We start from the raw sequence: 21,117 nt of genomic DNA, 5'->3' as shown, positions 1-21,117 counted from the left end.
TCACAGTTTGATGATTGCGTCACGCGCCTGAAAGGGAGCCTGTATGAGCTGGCTGAACGGCAGGCTGTCCCAATTTTTGGAGAGTTTATGTTAGAAACTCAATTACAAGTTGATGAAGCCGTTCAAGACACCGCGGCAACAGCGCTTGCGCCTTTTGTCTCGACGTATGACCGCTTGCCGTACACTTCGTATCCGTTCGAGCAGACACACCCAGGAGCACTCGCTGCGTTGGCAGGACTATTCGGACTTACCGCGCCGCCAGTGCGTACTGCGCGGATTTTGGAGCTGGGTTGCGCGGCTGGCGGAAATCTGATTCCGCTCGCCGCTGAATTTCCTGAGTCAGTGTGCGTGGGTATCGATCTGTCGCCGGTCCAAATTGAGGATGGGCAACAACGCATTGCCTACTCGGGTTTGCGCAATGTGCGCCTCGAGTGTCGCGACTTGCTCGAGCTTCCTGGCACATTGGGTCTATTCGATTACATTATTTGTCACGGTGTCTACAGCTGGGTGCCGCCTGCGGTACGTGCGGCAATTATGCAAATCTGCCAACAGCATCTGGCCCCCGACGGAATCGCGCACGTTAGTTATAACGTGCTGCCGGGTTGGCGGCAGCGGCAGGCGATTCGGGATGCGTTGTTGTGGCACATTTCAGCGGATGCGGATCCCGTTCAGCAGCTCGAGCAGTTGCGAGCAATGCTGAGCTTTTTACGAACGCATGCATCGTCCGATTCGATGTATGGCTCGGCAGTATGTGCGATCATCGACGATTTGACGCAGCGCTCAGATCCGTATTTGATGCATGAATATCTGGCTGCAACCAACGCACCGTGCTTATTCAGCGAATTCGTACAGGCGGCCAAAGGGCTGGTGTTTCTGTGCGAAGCGCGCTTAACCACCATGCTGCCGGAGTTGAGCGCTCCCGAGCGGGCAGCCGCGATCCGTGCGTGGACGGGCGACCGGTTACTGGCGAACGAGCAGATGAATGATCTCGTCTCGGGCCGCCCGTTTCGTGAAAGCTTGCTCGTGCATGATCATCGGACGATTGATCGCACATTGCGGGCTATGCATATGGATAAGCTACACATCGTTTTGTGTGGGCCTTACCGGTTCGAGTTGGAGAATGACGCTTGGATGTTGCATGCTCCTCAAGGTCAATACCGGACGTCTGACCCCATTGTGCAGGCGGCTTTGAATACGCTTATCTTACGGTATCCGGCTTCGAGTACGTTGGATGAACTGAGTGCGGCTGCGGTGGGATCTGGCATTTCAGAGCCCATTCGAGCGGCAATACGTGATGCGCTGTTTTATCTCGTGGTGGGCGGGCTCGCGATCGCGCGCACGGAACCAGTGTGCGCACAACCCGCGAGCGCACTGGAATGCGCGGTGCTGGAGGATAAACTGGACGTGACATTTTGCTGCGCCAGTGTGCTGGCGCGCAGCGATGCTGCCGCCGGCGCGCGGGCCACGGCGAACCTGCTTCACCGGCCTGTGCAGCTTACAGCCATTGATATCCTTCTGTTACCTCGCTTGACGGGGGACATGTCGATCGCTGCGCTACTCACAGCACTGTCGGATGCAGTGACAGAAGGGCTGCTCAAGTTTGCTGAGCACGGTGATGTGTCGCTGCGCGAGCTGCTCATCGCACGTTTGCGGCATTATGCGCGGGCGGCATTGCTGGTCGCACAGGCAAAGGACGAACCAGGCGGCAACCGGCAGGATGCCGAGCACGACCAGGCGCAAGCGATGACCTTATCAGGAAAGGTGTCAAGATCAGGGGAGGTGCCAAGCACAGCCGGGCAATCGATTAATGAAGCGATTGTCTCGTTCAGTTCGCCAGAAAATTGACTGGAGAGCAGCCGTGTCCAAAATTGACCGACTGCGCTTATCGTTCAAGGCTGAGCAGTTCGATGGTCACGCGTTGCTGCGTGAATGCAGCCAGTTGTTTCACCAGCGTGTGCTGGCTGATCTCGATCAACTCATCCATCGTTTAGCGAAGCGAGCCTCTCGTCCCAGGCTCATCAAACGGCTGGTGGTTGATCTGGGTGTGTTGGATGCGTTCGGCTGGAAAGAGCAATGGCGAACGCGCTTGCTGCAGCAAGTGGAGCAGGCGCTTATCGAGGAATTGGCCCATGCTGAGCAAGACATGGCCAATGAGGGTTCGATGACACCGCATGATGAGTCCGAGGCTTGGATGCACTGGCTGCACACGGGCGTTGGGACAGCGTCAGCTGCACCGTCTCTTTCCACGATGAACGTGCAGACACATCTGGCGATGCCTGCAGCACCTGTGACGCAGTTCACCGAGAGCGCTATGCGCACTGTGCGAACCCGGCTGCAACAATGGCTGCAAGCGAACCTGGTATTGCACTCAGCAGTGCGTCACCGGTTGGCGCAGCTGTGTGCGATACCGGCGCTACAGGATATTTGGGCTGCCTATGAGGCTCAGCACTTCGGACCGGCTAAAGCGGGTAGCCTAGCCCGTGCGGCGCAAGACATTCCATCCGCCACACGTCTGCCGGACGCTATTGCAGAGTCCAATCGGCCGGCTTCGGAGGCAGTGCCCGCACAGCAAGGTACCATCTGGCCAGACGCATCTGCGCGCGCCCCGGTTATGCCTTATCGGATGAACCCCGCGATCGTGCCGAACGAACTAGCTGGCTTTAGCGCTGGTTTTGGGCTGCTCTGGCCGCTGTTGCCGGGCATGTTTCGCGCGCTGGAACGCAATAAACTGGCGGCGGATACTGATGATGCATTGCTGTGGACTGCGTTGGAGTCTTTTCAGTCACATCCGGTAATGCCGACAACCTCCGCAATGCAGGTCACCGAGAAGGCCATACATACCGCACGAACCCGTCTGCAACAATGGCTACAAGCGAACCCGGTGTTGCACTCAGCAGTGCGTCACCGGTTGGCGCAGCTGTGTGCGATACCAGCGCTAAAAGATATCTGGACTGCCTACGAGGCTCAGCACCCCGAACCGGCTAAAGCGGATAGCCTAGCCCGTGCGGCGCAAGACATTCCATCCGCCACACGTCTGCCGGACGCTATTGCAGAGTCCAATCGGCCGGCTTCGGAAGCCGTGCCCGCACAGCAAGGTACCATCTGGCCAGACGCATCTGCGCGCGCCCCGGTTATGCCTTATCGGATGAACCCCGCGATCGTGCCGAACGAACTAGCTGGCTTTAGCGCTGGTTTTGGGCTGCTCTGGCCGCTGTTGCCGGGCATGTTTCGCGCGCTGGAACGCAATAAACTGGCGGCGGATACTGATGATGCATTGCTGTGGACTGCGTTGGAGTCTTTTCAGTCACATTCGGCAATGCCGACATCCTCCGCAATGCAGATCACCGAGAAGGCCATACATACCGCACGAACCCGTCTGCAACAATGGCTACAAGCGAACCCGGTGTTGCGCCCAGCAGTGCGTCACCGGTTGGCGCAGCTGTGTGCGATACCGGCGCTACAGGATATTTGGGCTGCCTACGAGGCTCAGCGCCCCGAACCGGCTAAAGCGGATAGCCTAGTCCGTGCGGCGCAAGACATTTCATCCGCCACACGTTTACCGGATGCTATCGTAGGATCCAATCGGCCAGCTCCAGAGGCGGTGTCCGCACAACGTACCATTCGGCCAGATGCACCCGTGCTACCAGATACTCCCGATCGTATAAACAGAAGCCGTGACCGGAACGCCGCGTTCATACCGTCCGAGTTTGCCGTCTTGAACGCGGGTCTCGTGCTGCTGTGGCCGATGTTGCCAGGCTTGTTTCGCACGCTTGCGCTACTCGATGATGCCAATCACTTTATCGATGCCAGCGCACCGTTGATTGCTACGGGTTGGCTTGATGAGCTGGCTTGGGGTGACGACACGGTTGCCGAGTGGCGTACACCGGTTAATAAACTACTGTGCGGTGTGGCACTGGACGCTATGTTACCCGATTGGCAGCCTGACCCAACGGTGAGGGCGCAACTGAACGGCTGGCTCGCGGCGTTGCCATCTCGCCTGCCGGGGTTGCATCGCTGTGGTGTGACTGACGTGCGGCAATTGTTCCTGCAACGTCCTGGCATGCTGACGCGTCAGCCCAATAAGCGCTGGACGCTGCAGGTTGAACCGCATGCGGCTGACGTGCTGCTACACACGATTCCGTGGCCACTCGAGCAGGTGTGGTTCCCATGGTGTAACGATTCGTTATGCGTGGAGTGGCGAAGATGAAGAGTAAGTGCTTACCACACTCGTTTTGCTGAAGATGCGCATGGTAGGCACTACGGACTACCCGCCCCCTTCCCACTTAAAGGTGGTACTGGCGGCGAGCGTGGTTTGCAAGGGATTTTGCTCGTCATACCCGCTTTTGAAGTAGCCGAGCGTATATTCGATGCCATTCTCAACGTTTTGGCCTTCAGGGAGGGCGAACACACCGTTGCCCTTGTTGGTGTGGATTGGCACCGGCGAGAAACATCGAGGTTTTTTGTAGTAAAGCTCAGACACCGTAGAGCCCTCCCACAGTCCGACCCAATCGTTGTCGTCCTTTGGATTCATCCCTCTTGGCACGCAGAGCCAGTACGATAATGATGACGGGCCGATCTGAGTTACCGAAAACGATAGGCTATCCGTAGGGGAGGATACCGTGAATCGACCGTCGCCCACACCTTCGATAAGCAGCGTGGCGACAATAGCCCTAACGTTGTCATTTACCGCGTAGGCCATTAAGTACGGCTCTTTGCTCAATGAAAGCCCCGTGAAGTTGGTCGAGGCGTTAGGTTCGTTGCGACTGATGGACTGCGATCTGAACGGCGTGATTTTGACGAGAACATCCTCTCCCTTCGTTTGCCAGAGATAGACGGTATTTTTGTTAGTCTTCGGCTGGTTCCCTTGCAGTGTGTCATAGCGCAAGGGGATGATTCTCGGCTTGATGTCCTCCGCTTCGACAGTGAACTGAGTGATCGAAGTTGCTTGGGAGGAGGGCTCGTCCATCATTTTTCCCTCTTAGTTTGAGAAAAAGGACCGCATACTTTTGACTGGCCTGGCGCCGCTGAACTTAGGCACGGGCGTCCGCCGGGGCCCCTTCATCCGCCTGGGTGCCGCCCGGCATTTAAGGGCCAGTAAAGATGGTAACGGCGGCTAGCGTGGTTTGCAAGGGGTCTTCCTTACTTCCCTCTTCTTGATTGTTCTTCTTATCTTCTTCTTTACCTCCCACTGCTTGTTCGTTCTTCTTAACTTCTTCCTTACCGCTTCCTTCTTTATCGACTTTCTTATCTTTCTTATACCCGGTCTTGAAGTAACCGAGGATGTATTCGATGCCGCTCATGAGGTTTTGGCCTTCAGGCAGCGTTAGTCCACCGTATCCGCTGTTGATGTCGCTTAACACAGGTGAGGAGAATAGGGGTTTTTTGTAGTAGAGTTCCGATACCGTAGAACCTTCCCACAGTCCGACCCAATCGCCATCGTCCTTTGGACTCATTCCTCTCGGCACGCAAAAGTAATAACACAATGATGTCGAGCCGATCTGGGCCACCGAGAATGCCAGCTTATCTTCTGGGAGGGATACGTTAAACCGGCCGTCACCCACACCCGTGATGAGTAGCGTGGTCACAACGGCGTTCACATTATTCGCTACCGCATAGGCCATCAAATACGAATCTTTAGCCAGCGAAAGCTCGTCAAAGTTGGTGAAGTTATCGGCCCGATTAGAATCGATGAGCATTGATTTTCGCTGCGGGTCTTCATGGAAGGGGACCTCTTCCCCGTTCGTTTGCCAAAGGTAGACGATATTCTTGTTTGCCTTCGGCTGATTCCCAGGCAGCGTGTCATACCGAAACGGTATGATGGTTGACTTGATGTCTTCCGACTCGACAGTGATTGAAGTGAGCTGAGATTGGAACCTACCTGGGCTTATTATCATATTGCCTCCTAGTTTAAGGTCTACCCGGATGCTGCTTGGCGTTTAGGGGCCCTTGAAGCGGACAATGGCGGCAAGCGTGGTCCGCACGGGTTCATTTGGTTTGTTTTGATCGTATCCGCTCTTGAAGTAGCCGAGCATGTAGCTTTTGCTGCTCACGAATTGCTGGCCGTCAGGAAGGGTCAAACTATCGTCCCCGTGGCTGTCGTCTTTTGATATCGGCTGCAAGCCAATGGGCTTTTGCGTATTATCGTAGAGTTTCGACACCGTAGTACCCTCCCACACCCCAACCCAATCTCCACTGGCTTTCGCGCTCGTCCCCGCCGGTGTACGGAAGCTGTACGACACTGTTGTCGTATTAACATGGGTCACCTTCAACGAAAGTGCCTCGTCGCTGGGCGCCGGAATGATCTTGTAGTTCTTGCTGTCCTCCTGGTACTCTAGGCGCTGGGTGGTTACAATAGCATTGACTGTTGGGCCCACAGCGTAGGCGATCAAGTAATTCGCCTGTTCCAATTCAACGTTAAAGTTCTGAAAATCTTTGGCTGAGTCGGAGGTGATTGAATGCTTTTTGTCCGCCGTTGAGGGGACCGTCCAACCTTCTGTCTGCCAGAGGTAGACGGTATTTTGGTATGTCTTCGGCTGGTTCCCGTCCAGCGTTTCATAGCGAAAGCCAATTTTGGTCGCGTCGATGTTACATGGATCGACACTGAACCAGGTGAGGCTAGGCTTTGGAGGGCCCTTGAAGGAGGTAACGGCAGCGAGCGTGGTCCGCAAGGGTATTTGCGTATTGTACCCGCTCTTGAAGTAGCCGAGCATATAGTTAACGCCGATTTCGAATTGCCGGGCATGGGGAAGGGTAAAAATACAGTTGTCCTTATTGCTGTCGTCGACTTCTACCGGCAAAAAGTGAATAGGCTCGTGTATATTGTCGTAGAGGTCCGACACCTTGGGGGCCTTCCACACTCCGATCCAATCCCCATCGTCCTTTGCGTTTGTCCCACTCGGCATGCGAAAGCTGTATGACACTGTTGTCGGATTAACATCGGTTATCTTAAACGAGAGTGCCTCCTCCTCGGGCGGTGTGATGACCTTGTATTTGCCGCCGCCTAATGGCTCTAGGCGCTGCGTGGTCACAACGGCATCCTTTTCCTCGCCCACCGCGTAGGCAATTAAATAATTCGCAAGAGTCAACTCAACTTCAAAGATTTGAGAGGAGCTGTGATTGTCGTCTTTAATTAAAGGCTCTTTTATTAGATTCTGGCTCGATGGAGGAACCTCCCAACCATCTACTTGCCACAGGTGGACAGTATTTTTATATGTGTTTGGCTGGTTTCCTTCTAGAGTATCATAGCAAATGGGAATGTTTGTTGCGGTGAGATTTTCCTCATTGACATTAAACTCGGTAAGAAAAGAGGGATTGGTGAGAAGCTTAGTTGGCGACACCATCACTTTTCTCCTATTTTGATTTTTTATTTAAAAAATATATTTTTAATTTGCCCCTGGCAGCTGAGCTTAGGGGCAAAAGAGAGGGCGCCCGGGTACCTTTATCTGCCCGGGCGCTGCTCAGTGCTTAGGGACCCTTGAATTTGATAATAGCGGCGAGCGTAGTCCGCTTGGAATCTTCTGGCTTTGTTCGATTGTACCCACTCTTGAAGTAGCCGAGCATGTAGCTGGAGCCACTCACGAATTGCTGGCCATTAGAAAGGACCAACGGAACGGTCCCGGAGGGCTCATCAATTGTTACATTCTTGGAAGTAATGGGCGCTCGCGTTTCGTCGTAGAGGTACGATCCCGTAGACCCCTTCCATACTCCGACCCAATCCCCAGCACCTTCCGCGCCATACCCGGTCGGTATGCGGAAGCGGTACGTTACCGTTGTTCTAGTGATATTGGTCGTCTCAAACAAGAACGCTTCATCCGCTTCCGGCGTAATTACCTTGTATTTACCCCCGCCTTGGGTCTCTAAGCGACATGTGGTCGCAACAGCCTTCGGGTCGTTGCCTACCGCGTAGCCTAACAAGTAATTCGCGTCAGTTAGTCCAACATCAGTAAAGGTTATAGGGCCACTGGCATGGTCGGAGTCGATTGGAAACGTATTGTCAGGCGATCCGTTGACTTCCCAACCATCTGTTTGCCACACAAAAAATTTGTTGTCGTATGTGTTTGGTTGGTTTCCCTCCAAAGTATTATAGTGAATGGGAATGTTGCTTGAGTTGAGGTTTTCTTCATCGACCACAAACCTGGTGAGGACCGCTGAATCAGTGAGAAGTCTAGCTAAAAACATCATTTTTCCCCTATTTTGCGTTTTTGGCAAAGTGGTTGGCTACTTCTTATTAGGACCACGACGCTTTCTCAACTTCCTGCTTCTTCCCATCCATTGAGAATGGTGCCGCTAAAAGACCGCATACGTCTGACTTGTCCGATGCAGCTGAACTCGTCATCGATGAGGTGACTGTCCCGCCAGCTTGAGTTCCCTGGCCAACCAACAGCGAACTCACACTCACTTTAGTCTATGTTCAAAAATAGTCAATGACTAAATTGCCCCGGACGTTGTGGAGGCTCGTACTCTTGAGAGAATGGAGCCATGAACAACAGGCCAAACAAGTTCCACCGGAAGTCCGAGCGCGCGCAGTGCGCCTGGTGAGTAGGTAGTGGCTACCGGTGCCATGCCGTACAGTTTTATGATCCGTCAAAACGCTGCGCCCGCGCGAAACGCGACGAGATCCTGCAACCGGAAACAAACTGTCCCCTGATACATTCATTGTTGCAATGTTGATGCATTCAATGCAATCCACGTCTTTTGCGGTGGAATTTTATCTTTTTTATTCATAATTCCATTTCGTTCCCTTCACAATACAATGTGACAAAGCTATTTCGTTAGCCTAAATGTAAGGCCAAATAGTGTTGTGAGATTTGCAAGAAACGTGCATATTGACGTGTGAGGACTGCAAATCCTGAAAGGCGTAGACGGGTCCGAGGACACCGGTGAGCGAGGGAGATTGATTCCGCCAAGCGCTGCGCGAGCTGTTCCTATGCGCCCGGGCACGCTGCAGCAAGAAGACGGCAGGCTGCAGTTTAGCGTCGAGCGCGCGGCGATCGACATACTACTCAATGAAGTGCCGTGGCCGCTTACGCAAGTATTGCTGCCGTGGCTGCCGGCCCCAATCAGCGCGATGTGGCTTTAATGAAAACTCTCTCGACTGACGTGTTAGACGCCCTTGCATCGGGCGCTGGGCAACCCGATACGGTTGATTTGGCCAATGCGCCGCCTGCGAATGCAGGCGTGGCCCATGCGTTCGAGGCGCTGGGGCCATGGCTCGAATACGTCGACCAGGCGCTGCAGCACCTGCTGGTGTGGCAGCACCAACGCGAAGACGACCGCTTTAACATAGCGGAGTTGCTGCACACGCAGGAGGCGCTTGAAGCCACACGCACGCAACCGCGCGGCATGCCGCATTGGAGCACAGCGAGCGGCGACGCTCCCCCGTGGACAACGCTGTGCGCACCCGTACCGTGCGGCCGGCTCGCCAACGTTATCGACCGATTCGGGCTGACGCATTTTGAAACCCAGGTGCTGGTGCTGTGCTTATTGCCGCTCATCGAGCCACGCTACCGCGCACTGATTGCTTATTTGCAAGGTGATGAAGGCGCGAGCTGGCCCGGCGTGGAGCTGGCGTTGACGCTATTTAGCGCCACCCCGGTGGAGCGCATCGCACACCGCCACCAACTGTACTCGAGCGCAAGCAGCCTGTTGCCCAATGAGCTTGTGCATACGGCCGAGCGCAATGGCCGCGCATGCGCGCGCGACGATGCAGCCTACCTGCGCGTAAACGAGACCGTGTTTCGCTATCTCAGTGGGGCGGACGCGATGTCGCTGCCCATGGCACTGACGGAACTCGCGCAATGGCACCCCACCTCACACGCCGAAGAGGCGCTGCGTCACGGCGCGTGGGCCGCGTGCGCGGAGCAGATTGCGACGTTCTGTTTCGGGACCGGATCACACGCCATGCCCACCCCATTATTACTCCTGCAAGGAGGCGATGGCAGCCAGGCGCTTATCGCGCAGCTAGCCAGCGAGGCAGGCCGCCCAACCTTGAGCGTCAATCTGCGGGCGTTGCCAGACGATGCGACCGATGCCTGGCCGCTGCTACTGGCGGCGCTGCGTGAGGCGCGCTTGCACGGCGGCATACTGGTACTACAGCACGTCGCCGAAGGCCTATCTCGGCACAGGCCGCTCCTCGAGGCACTGGAGCCACGACTGGCGCGGCATGGTCAACCCATCGTGTGCCTATTACCTACGCAGGAAACAGCAGAGGCGTTCGCAAGCCTGCCGAAGCTGCGCCTGACGATGCCGCCGCGCATGCACGAGGATAACGTGCGGTTGCTGCAAGCTGGCCTGGGGACTAGCAGTGATGGGTGGGATTTGGCGGGCTTGCTTAAGCGCACACGGGTGAATCCGGACACCCTGACTGCAACGCTGCAGGAGGCGCAAGGCTATCGGGCACTGCGTGGGGCGCAAGCACCGCTTGCAGAAGCCGACCTGTGCCAAGCGCTGCGCGTGCGGGGCCAGCAACATTTTGGGCAACTCGCACAGCGCATACAGCCGCAGCGCACCCTCGACGACCTGATCGTGAACGAGAACCTACGTGAGCAGCTGCACGAGATTCTCGCAGCCATCCGGCAGCGCGACGCGGTGCTGACGCGCGGGTTTGCCCGCAAAGTAGGCTATGGCACTGGCATCAGCGCACTGTTCTATGGCGAATCGGGTACGGGCAAATCGATGGCCGCAGAGGTGCTCGCTGGGGAGTTAGGGCTAGATCTGATCCGAGTGGACCTGTCGACGGTGGTCAACAAGTATGTCGGCGAGACAGAGAAGAATTTGTCGCAGATCTTCGATCTAGCGGTGGCGGACACGGGCGTATTGTTGTTCGACGAGGCGGATGCGCTGTTTGGCAAGCGCAGTGAGGTGAAGGACGCGCAAGACCGGCATGCGAACATTGAAGTGTCTTACTTGTTGCAACGGCTGGAACAGTACCCCGGGCTGGTGGTGCTGACGACGAACAACCGTGCGCATTTGGATGATGCGTTCACACGTCGCTTAACGTTTATTACGCGTTTCGAGACACCCAATGCTGTATTGCGTGAACGCATGTGGCGGGCGATCTGGCCGGAGCAGTTGGCGGTGGATCAGGAAGTGGATTTTGCGCGGCTCTCGGCGGCCACGGAGTTAACAGGAGCGGGAATCCGGAACGTGGCGTTGCTGGCGAGCTGGCTTGCTGCCGAGGAGAACCGAGCAGTAAGTTGGGTCGATATCGCTCGCGCGGTGCGCCGCGAGCTGAGCAAGACGGGGAGGATTATGCCACAGCTTTAAGTAAAGGTCTTTGCCAATGCAAGACGGGACTGATGAAGAACGTCAATTTTAAATGACGGATGCGGTCATGGCAGACTAAATCATGGATAGGGGCGAGGAGTCAGAAAGTATGCAGCCAATCATCACTTTGAATAAAGCGATTGCGCTTTCATTGGAAAAATACTTGTTGCGGATCAGCGATGAGTCGATCGACATTCGTTTTGATATTCCGGACAAAACATTGCTACCGGATATGCCAACCGTTTGTGTGTTCCTCTATGACATTCAAGAAGACCTTGAGCTACGCCACGGGCAATCACGCCAGTATTGCGCAAAGACAGGGACATTTGATGCTAGACAAGTCAACGTGCGTTGTTGTTACCTTGTGACGTATTGGGAGCAACCGAAGAAAGAGGGGATGAAGCCAGACGGTCAACCGATGATAGTCATGAATGCGGTGCTCGATGCACTGCTCAGTGCTGAGCTGGGTACGCTGCTTCGTGACGCAGGTCTGCCGTCATTTGCGCGGGTGATCGCACCATTGGAGCATTTATCGAGTTTGGGGAATTTTTGGCAATCGTTGGGTGATCGGCCACGCCTGTGTCTGAATTTTCAAGTGACGATACCAATTAAAATAGTTCTTGACCAGCCTGTAAAAGCGCCACCCGTGCTTAGTACGGAACTTGAATCGTCAAAGTGGGAACAGTATGATAAATCGTTACCTTTCAAGCGCGCGCTGGTTAAACAAGTTCTGCAGAAGTCCGACGTCAACACAATGCCTGAGGTACGAGCACAGCTTGCACGTTTGGCCATAACATGTGAGTACAAAGAGCCCGATCAGCCTGTGGTTCACGTAAGCGGCCTACTTGACCAAGCGACAAATAATGCAGTAGAAGAAGTGATTAAAGATTATAACAACCGTTGGAATGAGATAGATGAGGATCTACCTAATTCTCTAATGGTAATCACTGATTTGACTGTAGTGAACGCTCCCGCTCACGATGCCGATTGATGAATGAAAGCTGACTTGCGTGTCTGCAGTGCCATGAATTTTAAGTATGGGAAAGAGGCTGATGGTGGATTGAGGATTGGCTTGGCTGTGACAGCAGCATAGATGTCGCAATGATATGCCAATTCAAGCTGATATTCTCGCGTAGACGATTTTGAATTTGATGTGTTAAATACGCAAACCTAGCATTGATTGGTTGCCTATAAATAATGTGGTGCCGTTAAGCTTGACGCACTGGTGCAAGCGGGCCAACGTCATCAAAAGTTCGAGTCTGAAGCGGGTGATCATTGGCACATTAAAGTTATGAATAAATACAGCTATTCATGAGGTGCACAATGCCAAAGACAAGTTCGTATGATATCCAATCCAAAAAACAAAAGAGAAATCAAGGTGAGCTTGCTACGCCAGACCAGGACGCGATGGACTTACAAGTTATGCCGCTCAGCCGGCGTAACCTGGACCCGGAAAATCCGGATCGACTACCCGAGAATCTGCCACCCTTAGATCACGCAGACCTACCGCCTCAAACACGGTTAACCCAGCTCAACATGCTGGGTTCACACGATGCAGGCACCTATTTGTTTAGTAAAGAAAAAGCGCAAGGCGGCTTTGCGTTGGGAAAAACATTTCCGGGCCCTTTTAAGTGTCAATCCCTGGATTTGGTGGGACAAGCTGAAGCGGGTATCCGCTATTTTGATTTGCGAGTAGAACGTGATAAAAGCAATATTTACCGATTTTTTCATAACTTTAGCTCGACAGGCGGGGATGCACTGGAAGAGGTCAAAAAGTTGCTTAGGTATGCGGCCGGAGATGAAAGAAATTTATATATAATGAAGTTGCATTTCAAAAAGAGAGATGCGAGGCACTTCATTCGTCAACTATCAGATTTCGAGCAACGTATTATTCAAAATAACGCATCAGGTTCAGAAAAGCCTCTTGGGAGTTTGACCATTGATAATACGATTGGCCAAAACAGAAATATTTTGCTGCTAGTCAAAAATGCGGAGGGTAGTATTATGGAGGGGTCTTTAAAGAAATATTTCTGGGACTATGATAAAAATACCAATACAAAATGGGCCGATCAGGCCAGTGGCTCAGGAACGGGATCTCATATTCTAAATTTTCATGGTGATCGCAGAGGCGACAGGGAAAATAAATTCAACATTATACAAACAAATATGCCAATGAGGGCTAATCCTATTTCAAAGGATTTTAATTATTTCCTTGGTTTAATGAAATTATTTAGCGTTAAAAATCTGGCCGCGGATCAAAAAGAGCAGGTTGCCAATTTTGTTCGTCACCTTGTTTTGCGAGGTGTCAGTCCGGGCATTATTTCGATGGATTATGCGGGAAAGGATGATAGATCTGATACGCGTTTATATAGACAATTGGTTGATGATGAAAATCGTAAATTAACTAACGCCAACAATGCATAATTAAAATTTAACTGGTGAAATATTTGTTGGGTTAGTCTACTGTATTCGCTGATCGAAACCTGAAAGGCAAATCGCGTCGAATCGTATGGCTATCTCGTCGCGCTGTTCAGGCTCCTACCACTGGCAAACACTGCCGACGATTACTAGGCCCTGTTGCCGTGACGGCTCTTCGCCTCAACGCACTGACGTATGGCAGACCACCCAGATTAAACCATGTCGTCTACTGAAAGCTTACCTTAATCCTGCGCATGCATGTCTCCCATTAGCGCCTCAACACTATTGAAGCGCTTGAGGTTACCTGCACGTGCCTCACGCATAGCCGCGATAGTCGTTTCATTCGGCACCAGCGGCTCAAATGGAAGGGTCTTTTCGTGGGCGACGCGAGTCAGCATGATGCGAAAAGCGTCGGATACCGTAAGGCCCGTCGCCGCCAGTATGATCGATGCCTCTTCTTTGATACGCTTGTCGATGCGGGCGGGAACAACCGCGTTTGCAGACATGGTGGGGTTTTCTAGCCTATGGGCTACATTATGGCCCATCTATCTGGAATGCGTACCTCGTTCATTGCCTAAACGTCATGACATCCCGCGGATTAGGCGCTTGCATGTGCAGGTTCCTGTCCTCATCGCCGTTCGCTAGACCCATCAAAGCATCCAGGAATCGACAACGTGGAATCCCTTTCAACATTTGTCCAAAGTCCAGCCCTTTCACCACTATCTATCATCTTCGGCGGGCTGATTATGGTCGGCTTATTTTGGTGGCGTGCCGGCTCAATTCACATCGTGCTGGACCGGCTCTGGCGGCTGGTTGCCGGCAAGGCCGACGTGCATGACCCAGTACTGAAAGCGCTCTTGCTTGAAAGCCGCGACATTGAAAAATTTAAATATACCTACCGGTTGAAGGTAGAGACTATGGCTGCAATCCACAGGCTCGACAAATGGAGAAGAACACATGAAATCAGCATGTCTCGGCTTCAAAAAATGCGCTTTTGGATTGATACCACTTCGCACGAGATGGTGCGCCAGCCACCCAGGCACTATGTTTTGATCCATTTAGCGTGGGCTTGCTTGGCACTGTTCCCAATATCCGGGATCAGTCAACTCGTCGGGTCGGGCGACGCTTACCTTCAAACGCGTACGTCCAAAGTGTTGTTCAAGACCGACGCTGTCACGGTCAAGGCACCGCTGGGAGGTTGGTCCTTCGATTCGGCAAAATGCGTGGCCGACAAAGCTGGCCTCGCGCAATTGACCGGCTTCAATGCCTCCGAGATCGACGCAATTTGCAATGCTCTGAAAGACGATAGTTTGAAAGCGCTGGTCAAACAAACCCTGAAAGAGCAAGCATGGGTCGCAATTGCTGTCGTCCTGGTTGCCGTCGTCGTAGCCCTGAGCAATATCTTGGCTGCGCGTGCAGCAAAAGAAGCCCTGCGTCTGAGAAAGCAGCTGTATCCATCCAGTAAAGGTGACGGCAAGGAGGAGGGCCAGGCAGTGCAGCCTGGATCACCAAAGTCCAAATCTTCGCGTTTTAAGAGCCGAATGAAGGCTGTGCCGGATGGCATGGATGTCGCTCATCCATCCGAACCGCACGGCCAGTGAAGTTCGCCTTCAAAGTTGCCGGGCCGATATCGAACTAAGCAAACGGCGGGTACTCGTTGTCGGTCGATCCGACCGCCTAGTGTCGCCCGGCGGCACGCGGTTGTTCCGGCTCATACTCTTGTCGTTGGCCGACGCGCGGCGCAAAAAGATCTACAGCAGGCCTCAAACATCAATATTCCCCGCCCGCAACGCGTTGCTCTCGATAAACGCCCGTCGCGGCTCGACCTCGTCGCCCATCAACGTTGTGAAGATCCCATCGGCGGCAATCGCATCCTCGATCTGCACTCGCAGCAAACGACGCACGGCCGGGTCCATCGTGGTTTCCCACAGCTGTTCCGGGTTCATTTCGCCGAGCCCCTTGTAGCGCTGCTTTGACACGTTGCGCTCCGCATCCGCGAGCAGCCACTTCATTGCGTTCTTGAAGTCCGCCACGGCCATTGTTCGCTCGCCACGCTTGATCATCGCGCCGGCGCCGATCAGCCCCTTGAACGTATGCGCGGTATTCGTCAATTGCTGGAAGTCCGCAGTCAGTAGGAACTCTTCGTCGATAACCGAGACTTTAATATTGCCGTGATGCCGTCGCTCGATGCGCAGCGAACGCAATTCGCGCACGGCGTCATATTGCGGCAACACCGATACGTCCGGCTTGAGCGCGTTATCACGCAGCTTGTCCTCCAGGGCTTGGGCGGATTGTCGCGTCGCGTCCTCGGATGTCAGGTCGATGGGCACGCCGTCCATGACCGCTTCGAGCGAAGCCTCGTCATAGAGCTTGCTGAGCCGGTCCACCACCGCTTGCGCAAGCAGGTACGAGCGAGCAAGCTCGCCCAGCGCGTCGCCGACGATCGGCGCTACGCCTTCCGACGGCACCAGCTCCGCGCCATGTAACGCCAGCTTCAGCATGTGCTGGTTCAACTCGTGCTGGTCCTTCAAGTAGCGCTCGTCCTTGCCGGCCTTCAGCTTGAACAGCGGCGGTTGCGCAATGTAAACATATCCGCGTTCGATCATCTCGGGCATCTGCCGATAGAAGAATGTCAGCAGCAGCGTACGGATGTGTGCGCCGTCCACGTCCGCATCGGTCATGATGATGATGCGGTGGTAGCGCAGCTTCTCAAGGTTGTAGTCGTCCTTGCCGATGCCGCAACCGAGAGCGGTAATCAATGTGACGATCTGGTCGGACGACAGCAGTTTGTCGTACCGCGCTTTCTCGACGTTCAACACCTTGCCGCGCAGCGGTAGGATCGCCTGGAACTTACGGTCGCGTCCCTGCTTCGCGGACCCCCCCGCGGAGTCGCCCTCGACGATGTAGATTTCCGATTTCGCCGGGTCTTTTTCCTGGCAATCGGCCAGTTTGCCGGGCAGCCCGACGCCATCTAACACCCCCTTACGGCGCGTCATCTCGCGCGCCTTGCGCGCTGCGTCGCGCGCCCGCGCGGCATCGACAATCTTGCCGCAGATGACCTTCGCATCGTTTGGCGTCTCGAGTAGGTATTCCTCGAGCGCCTTCGCCACGACCTCCTCGACCGGCGCGCGCACTTCCGACGACACCAGTTTGTCCTTCGTCTGCGAGCTGAACTTGGGCTCCGGCACCTTGACGCTGAGTACGCATGACAGCCCTTCGCGCATGTCGTCGCCAGTCGTCTCGATTTTCGCCTTCTTCGCGATCTCGGTGTCGATGATGTACTTGTTGATCACGCGCGTCATCGCCGCGCGCAGTCCGGTCAGGTGCGTGCCGCCGTCCCGCTGTGGAATGTTGTTCGTGAAGCACAGCACGTTTTCGTTGAAGCTGTCGTTCCACTGCATCGCGACCTCGACGCCGACGCCGTCTTTTTCGCCGACGACATGGAAGATGTTCTGGTGCAAGGTCTGCTTGGTCTTGTTGATGTATTCGACGAAACCCTTCACGCCACCCGCAAATGCGAAATCGTCTTCCTTGCCGGTGCGCTGGTCGGTCAGTCGGATCCGTACGCCATTGTTCAGGAACGACAACTCGCGCATGCGCTTGGCGAGGATGTCGTAGTGGTACTCAACCGTGCCAAAGATCGTGTCGTCGGCCAGAAAGTGCACTTCGGTGCCGCGATTCTCGGTGTACCCAATGATCACCATGGGCGAGACTTGTTCACCGTCGCGTTGCTCGAGCACGCGGTTCTGCACGACGCCGCGATGAAATTCCAGGAAGTGCTTCTTGCCGCCACGGCGCACGGTGAGCCTCAGCCACTTGGAGAGTGCATTGACGCAAGACACGCCGACACCGTGCAACCCGCCGGACACCTTGTAGCTGTTCTGGTCGAACTTGCCGCCGGCGTGTAGCTCGGTCATCACGATTTCGGCAGCGCTGCGCTTCGGTTCGTGCTTATCGTCGCGTTTGATGTCGGTCGGGATCCCTCGGCCGTTGTCGGTCACGGAGATCGAGTTGTCCGCGTGGATAACCACATGGATGTCATTGCAGTGTCCGGCGAGTGCCTCGTCAATTGAGTTGTCGAGTACTTCGAATACGAGATGGTGCAGACCGGTGCCGTCGGAGGTGTCCCCGATATACATGCCTGGACGCTTGCGTACAGCTTCGAGACCTTCGAGGATCTGGATCGACGACTCGCCATAGCTGTTATCCGCGTTCGAATTCGCTTGCAGATTGTGCTGTTCAGTCATGAATTTCTTCCGGTTCTGCGTACTGCTTAAACACCCAATAAACATCAAAGGGGCCGGGATAGTTCCCTAGGCCCCTTGGTCATCGTTCTAATCTGCGGGTCATATCCGCATTGGCATCACCACGTATTTGAATTGTTCATTCTCGGGGATCGTAACCAACGCGCTTGATGTCGCATCGCTGCCCAATGCGAGCTGGATCATGTCGACTTTCAGGTTCGCAAGCACGTCCAGCAAATACGTGACGTTGAAGCCCACGTCCAGCGTATCGCCTTGGTATGCGATTTCTAGCTCTTCCTGCGCTTCTTCCTGATCGGCATTGGTCGACATGATTTTCAGCTGGCCAGGCGCGACGATGCACCGTACGCCCTTGAACTTGTCCGACGTCAGGATCGCCGCTCGTTGCAACGAATGCTGCAATTCATCACGACCGATCATGAACGTGTTCTTGTAGCCTTTCGGGATCACGCGCTGGAAGTCCGGGAACTTGCCCTCGACGAGTTTGGACACCAATTCCACCTGGCCGAACGTGAATTTCACCTGTGTGGACGCGATGTCGATCTTCAGCGGGTCGTCGATGTCTTCCAGCAGCCGCTGTAGCTCGAGGATCGTCTTACGCGGGATGATCACTTCCTGGCGCGCGAATGCGCCGTCCGTCTTCATCGACGAGAACGCGAGGCGGTGGCCGTCGGTCGCCACGGCCATCAACTGATCACCGTCGACCACCAGCAGCATGCCGTTTAAGTAATAGCGGATGTCCTGCTGCGCCATCGCGAAGTGGACCATCCCGAGCAATTGCTTGAACGTCTTCTGTGGTACCGACAGGCTCGCGCCAAAGTCCTTTGCCTGCGCCAGCGTCGGGAACTCGTCGGCCGCCAGCGTTTGCAGTGCGAACCGGCTCTTACCGGACTGAACGGTCAGCCGTTTGTCGGACAACGTCAGCGTGACGTCGCCGATCGGCATCGCGCGCAGGATGTCGACGAGCTTGCGCGCAGCCACCGTCGTGGCCGCCTGCTCGTTGCCGATGCCGAAGTCGGCACGCGTGGTGATCTGCAATTCGAGGTCGGTGGACAGGAACGACACGTCCGAGCCGTTTTTGGAGATCAGCAGATTGGCGAGGATTGGCAGCGTATGGCGGCGTTCGACAATACCACTGACCGTCTGCAACGGACGCAGCAGGGTGTCTCGTTCGGTCTTGACCAATTGCATAGAATTCCTTCGTTGATATGACGGCTCATCCGCCCCACCTCGCCATTGCCGTGCGCAACGCCTGGTGCGGGGCGGCCCCCGTGCCCCGCACCGCAGGGCATGTAGCGGTCGATCAAACAGGCGTTTGAACAAGGCGTTGCGCCCGGCTGTCGGCCCGCCGGCCATAAACCCGTATTGTGCCTGAAAAACGCTCAGATTTGCCCGATTCATAGGGGGTGATCATGCAGTTTTCCAGGCGGTGCCTGTGGCGGTGTAGGGGTCCTGCTGTACGGCACCCCGGTAGGGCGCCGCCGGCGACACATGGCGGGTGAGACCGACGGTGGCCGGCACCGCGACGCGGCACCGTGGCGCATCGTGGGCCGCTGGCACGGATCGCCGCGGCAGTTATTCCTTATCCCTTGAGGGTTTGCTCGAGTACGTGCAACTCGTGGTTTAACTGCGCATCCTTGCCGCGCTCGTCGGAGATCTTGCGCACCGCGTGCAGCACGGTGGTATGGTCGCGACCGCCAAACAGTTCGCCGATTTCAGGCAGGCTCTTCTGCGTGAGTTCCTTGGCCAGGTACATGGCGATCTGGCGCGGCCGCGCAATGTTGGCCGGGCGCTTCTTCGAGTACATGTCGGCGACCTTGATGTTATAGAAGTCGGCGACGGTCTTCTGGATGTTCTCGACCGAGATCTGGCGGTTCTGCACCGTCAACAGATCCTTGAGCGCCTCCTTGGTCAGCTCGATCGTGATTTCGCGTCCGTGGAATTTCGAGTACGCGAGAATCTTGCGCAATGCGCCTTCAAGCTCGCGCACGTTCGAGCGCAGGTGTTTCGCGACGAAGAACGCGACATCCTCGTTCAGCACGACACCCTCGGACTGCGCCTTGCGCATTAAGATCGCGACGCGCATCTCTAGCTCGGGCGGCTCGATCGCCACCGTCAGGCCGGAGTCAAAGCGCGAGATCAATCGGTCATCGATGCCGGAGATCTCCTTCGGGTAGGTATCGCTGGTGATGATCACTTGCGCCTTGTTCGCGACCAGCGCCTCGAACGCGTAGAAGAATTCTTCCTGCGTGCGCGACTTGCCGGAGAAGAACTGGATGTCGTCGATCAACAGCAGGTCCAGCGAATGGTAGTAGCGCTTGAACTCGTCGAACGCCTTGCGCTGGTACGCCTTGACGACATCGGACACGTACTGCTCCGCATGGATGTAGCGGATGCGCGCATTGGCCTTGTCCTGCAGCAGTTGGTTGCCGATCGCGTGGATCAAGTGCGTTTTGCCCAGCCCGACGCCGCCGTACAGGAACAGCGGGTTGTACGATACGCCGGGGTTGTCGGCGACCTGGATCGCCGCGGCGCGCGCAAGTTGGTTCGCCTTGCCGGTGACGAAGTTTTCGAACGTGAGGACCGGATTGAGTTTGGAGCGCTCGTACGCGGAATCGGCCTCGGGCGACGGCGCGGGTGCCCCGGCGCGGAAGTTGCGCCGTGCCGCCGCGGCTTCGTTCGCGTCCAGGTTCGGCAAGTCCAGTTCCGCGTTGCCGTCCGCGGTCGCGGCGCTGGTCGTGCTGAGCGCTTGAGCCATCGTCGGGTGAGGCGGTGAACCATTGGCCAGCGCGGCGGCCGATGTGCCCGAGGCCGCGGCAATGACCGCGTCCACGGCGTTGGCGAGCGGACTGCCGCTGGCGCGCCGCGCCGGCGATGCCTTCATGCCGGCTTTCGGATCGAGGACGAACTGAACGTGCACCGGATGCTGCCAAAAGTCCCGCGCCAGGTCAGTGATGCGCCCGGAGAATTGGCTTTTCACCCAGTCGAGCTTGAAGCGGTTCGGTGCGGCAATGCGCACTGTGTTGGCTTCAGCGTCGAAGTCGACCAGCGAGAGCGGTTTGATCCACGTCACGTACTGCTGAGGCGTCAGTTCACGTGCCAGCAGTGTCGAGCAGTGTTGCCAGAAATCGTTCATGTGGTCTGTTGTGGTGTCGCGACGTCGTATCGGCCG

15 protein-coding genes are annotated in these 21,117 nt (G+C 55.5%); 7 read left to right on the top strand and 8 right to left on the bottom strand.

All coding sequences use genetic code 11. From position 1 onward, the window contains the following. The first annotated feature begins 87 nt into the window (after positions 1-87). Together B0B13_RS12270 and B0B13_RS12265 are read left to right on the top strand one after the other, a co-directional pair. A complete protein-coding gene (locus B0B13_RS12270) occupies positions 88-1,845 on the top strand; it encodes a methyltransferase regulatory domain-containing protein (protein WP_139337411.1) in 1,758 nt (585 codons plus the stop codon). Positions 1,846-1,858: 13 nt separating this feature from the next. Next, entirely contained in the window at positions 1,859-4,207 is a 2,349-nt protein-coding gene (locus B0B13_RS12265; RefSeq protein ID WP_076796661.1) for a contractile injection system tape measure protein, read from the top strand. 57 nt (positions 4,208-4,264) lie between these two features. Here the strand turns inward: B0B13_RS12265 and B0B13_RS12260 are convergent, their stop codons facing one another. The 4 genes from B0B13_RS12260 to B0B13_RS12245 all read right to left on the bottom strand — a co-directional run bounded on the left by B0B13_RS12260 (position 4,265) and on the right by B0B13_RS12245 (position 8,208). Then, positions 4,265-4,966: a hypothetical protein gene (locus B0B13_RS12260; protein WP_076797318.1), complete on the bottom strand. Its 702-nt coding sequence runs from the start codon at positions 4,964-4,966 to the stop codon at positions 4,265-4,267. A gap of 118 nt (positions 4,967-5,084) precedes the next feature. Beyond that, positions 5,085-5,696 (bottom strand): hypothetical protein, encoded by a 612-nt coding sequence (locus B0B13_RS12255; protein ID WP_286137301.1) that lies wholly within the window; start codon positions 5,694-5,696, stop codon positions 5,085-5,087. Between the two features lie 240 nt (positions 5,697-5,936). Beyond that, a complete protein-coding gene (locus B0B13_RS17270; protein ID WP_083703733.1) occupies positions 5,937-7,340 on the bottom strand; it encodes a hypothetical protein in 1,404 nt (467 codons plus the stop codon). A 124-nt stretch (positions 7,341-7,464) separates the two neighbouring features. Then, a complete protein-coding gene (locus B0B13_RS12245; protein ID WP_139337410.1) occupies positions 7,465-8,208 on the bottom strand; it encodes a hypothetical protein in 744 nt (247 codons plus the stop codon). Positions 8,209-8,926: 718 nt separating this feature from the next. Here B0B13_RS12245 and B0B13_RS18490 point away from each other — a divergent pair. From B0B13_RS18490 to B0B13_RS12230, 4 genes are all read left to right on the top strand, one after another. Continuing rightward, positions 8,927-9,079, top strand: coding sequence for a contractile injection system tape measure protein (locus tag B0B13_RS18490; protein WP_170872371.1), 153 nt, complete (start codon positions 8,927-8,929; stop codon positions 9,077-9,079). Further along, on the top strand, positions 9,079-11,265 hold the full coding sequence (locus tag B0B13_RS12240) for an ATP-binding protein (RefSeq protein WP_237574014.1): 2,187 nt from the start codon (positions 9,079-9,081) through the stop codon (positions 11,263-11,265). Before B0B13_RS18490 ends, B0B13_RS12240 begins: the two co-directional genes overlap by 1 nt. Positions 11,266-11,374: 109 nt before the next feature. Then, a complete protein-coding gene (locus tag B0B13_RS12235) occupies positions 11,375-12,256 on the top strand; it encodes a Pvc16 family protein (protein ID WP_237574012.1) in 882 nt (293 codons plus the stop codon). Positions 12,257-12,588: 332 nt separating this feature from the next. Further along, positions 12,589-13,689: a PI-PLC domain-containing protein gene (locus tag B0B13_RS12230; RefSeq protein ID WP_139337409.1), complete on the top strand. Its 1,101-nt coding sequence runs from the start codon at positions 12,589-12,591 to the stop codon at positions 13,687-13,689. Between the two features lie 236 nt (positions 13,690-13,925). Here the strand turns inward: B0B13_RS12230 and B0B13_RS12225 are convergent, their stop codons facing one another. Beyond that, positions 13,926-14,189, bottom strand: a complete 264-nt coding sequence (locus B0B13_RS12225; RefSeq protein ID WP_076785779.1) for a type II toxin-antitoxin system RelB/DinJ family antitoxin — start codon at positions 14,187-14,189, stop codon at positions 13,926-13,928. A 168-nt stretch (positions 14,190-14,357) separates the two neighbouring features. Here B0B13_RS12225 and B0B13_RS12220 point away from each other — a divergent pair, with 168 nt between their 5' ends. After that, a complete protein-coding gene (locus tag B0B13_RS12220; protein ID WP_139337408.1) occupies positions 14,358-15,284 on the top strand; it encodes a DUF6216 family protein in 927 nt (308 codons plus the stop codon). Between the two features lie 162 nt (positions 15,285-15,446). On the opposite strand, the gene gyrB is transcribed toward B0B13_RS12220, so the two are convergent. From gyrB to dnaA, 3 genes are all read right to left on the bottom strand, one after another. Beyond that, complete coding sequence (gene gyrB, locus B0B13_RS12215) at positions 15,447-17,930, bottom strand: DNA topoisomerase (ATP-hydrolyzing) subunit B (RefSeq protein ID WP_076796646.1); 2,484 nt, start codon at positions 17,928-17,930, stop codon at positions 15,447-15,449. 99 nt (positions 17,931-18,029) lie between these two features. Next, positions 18,030-19,136, bottom strand: a complete 1,107-nt coding sequence (dnaN, locus tag B0B13_RS12210) for a DNA polymerase III subunit beta (protein WP_076796644.1) — start codon at positions 19,134-19,136, stop codon at positions 18,030-18,032. A gap of 391 nt (positions 19,137-19,527) precedes the next feature. Next, complete coding sequence (gene dnaA, locus B0B13_RS12205) at positions 19,528-21,081, bottom strand: chromosomal replication initiator protein DnaA (RefSeq protein ID WP_217697090.1); 1,554 nt, start codon at positions 21,079-21,081, stop codon at positions 19,528-19,530. Positions 21,082-21,117 lie beyond the last annotated feature (36 nt).

Source organism: Burkholderia sp. b14 (genome assembly GCF_900156195.1).
Classification (GTDB): Bacteria; Pseudomonadota; Gammaproteobacteria; order Burkholderiales; family Burkholderiaceae; genus Mycetohabitans.
Note: the sequence above shows the minus strand (reverse complement) of the source record. Positions and strands in the feature narration are given on the sequence as shown.

Coding starts and splice junctions, on each gene's coding strand:
- B0B13_RS12225 (WP_076785779.1), bottom strand. CDS start 14,189: ATGTCTGCAAACGCGGTTGTTCCCGCCCGCATCGACAAGCGTATCAAA.
- B0B13_RS12235 (WP_237574012.1), top strand. CDS start 11,375: ATGCAGCCAATCATCACTTTGAATAAAGCGATTGCGCTTTCATTGGAA.
- B0B13_RS12240 (WP_237574014.1), top strand. CDS start 9,079: ATGAAAACTCTCTCGACTGACGTGTTAGACGCCCTTGCATCGGGCGCT.
- gyrB (WP_076796646.1), bottom strand. CDS start 17,930: ATGACTGAACAGCACAATCTGCAAGCGAATTCGAACGCGGATAACAGC.
- B0B13_RS17270 (WP_083703733.1), bottom strand. CDS start 7,340: ATGGTGTCGCCAACTAAGCTTCTCACCAATCCCTCTTTTCTTACCGAG.
- B0B13_RS12230 (WP_139337409.1), top strand. CDS start 12,589: ATGCCAAAGACAAGTTCGTATGATATCCAATCCAAAAAACAAAAGAGA.
- B0B13_RS18490 (WP_170872371.1), top strand. CDS start 8,927: ATGCGCCCGGGCACGCTGCAGCAAGAAGACGGCAGGCTGCAGTTTAGC.
- B0B13_RS12270 (WP_139337411.1), top strand. CDS start 88: ATGTTAGAAACTCAATTACAAGTTGATGAAGCCGTTCAAGACACCGCG.
- dnaN (WP_076796644.1), bottom strand. CDS start 19,136: ATGCAATTGGTCAAGACCGAACGAGACACCCTGCTGCGTCCGTTGCAG.
- B0B13_RS12260 (WP_076797318.1), bottom strand. CDS start 4,966: ATGGACGAGCCCTCCTCCCAAGCAACTTCGATCACTCAGTTCACTGTC.
- B0B13_RS12255 (WP_286137301.1), bottom strand. CDS start 5,696: ATGCTCATCGATTCTAATCGGGCCGATAACTTCACCAACTTTGACGAG.
- dnaA (WP_217697090.1), bottom strand. CDS start 21,081: ATGAACGATTTCTGGCAACACTGCTCGACACTGCTGGCACGTGAACTG.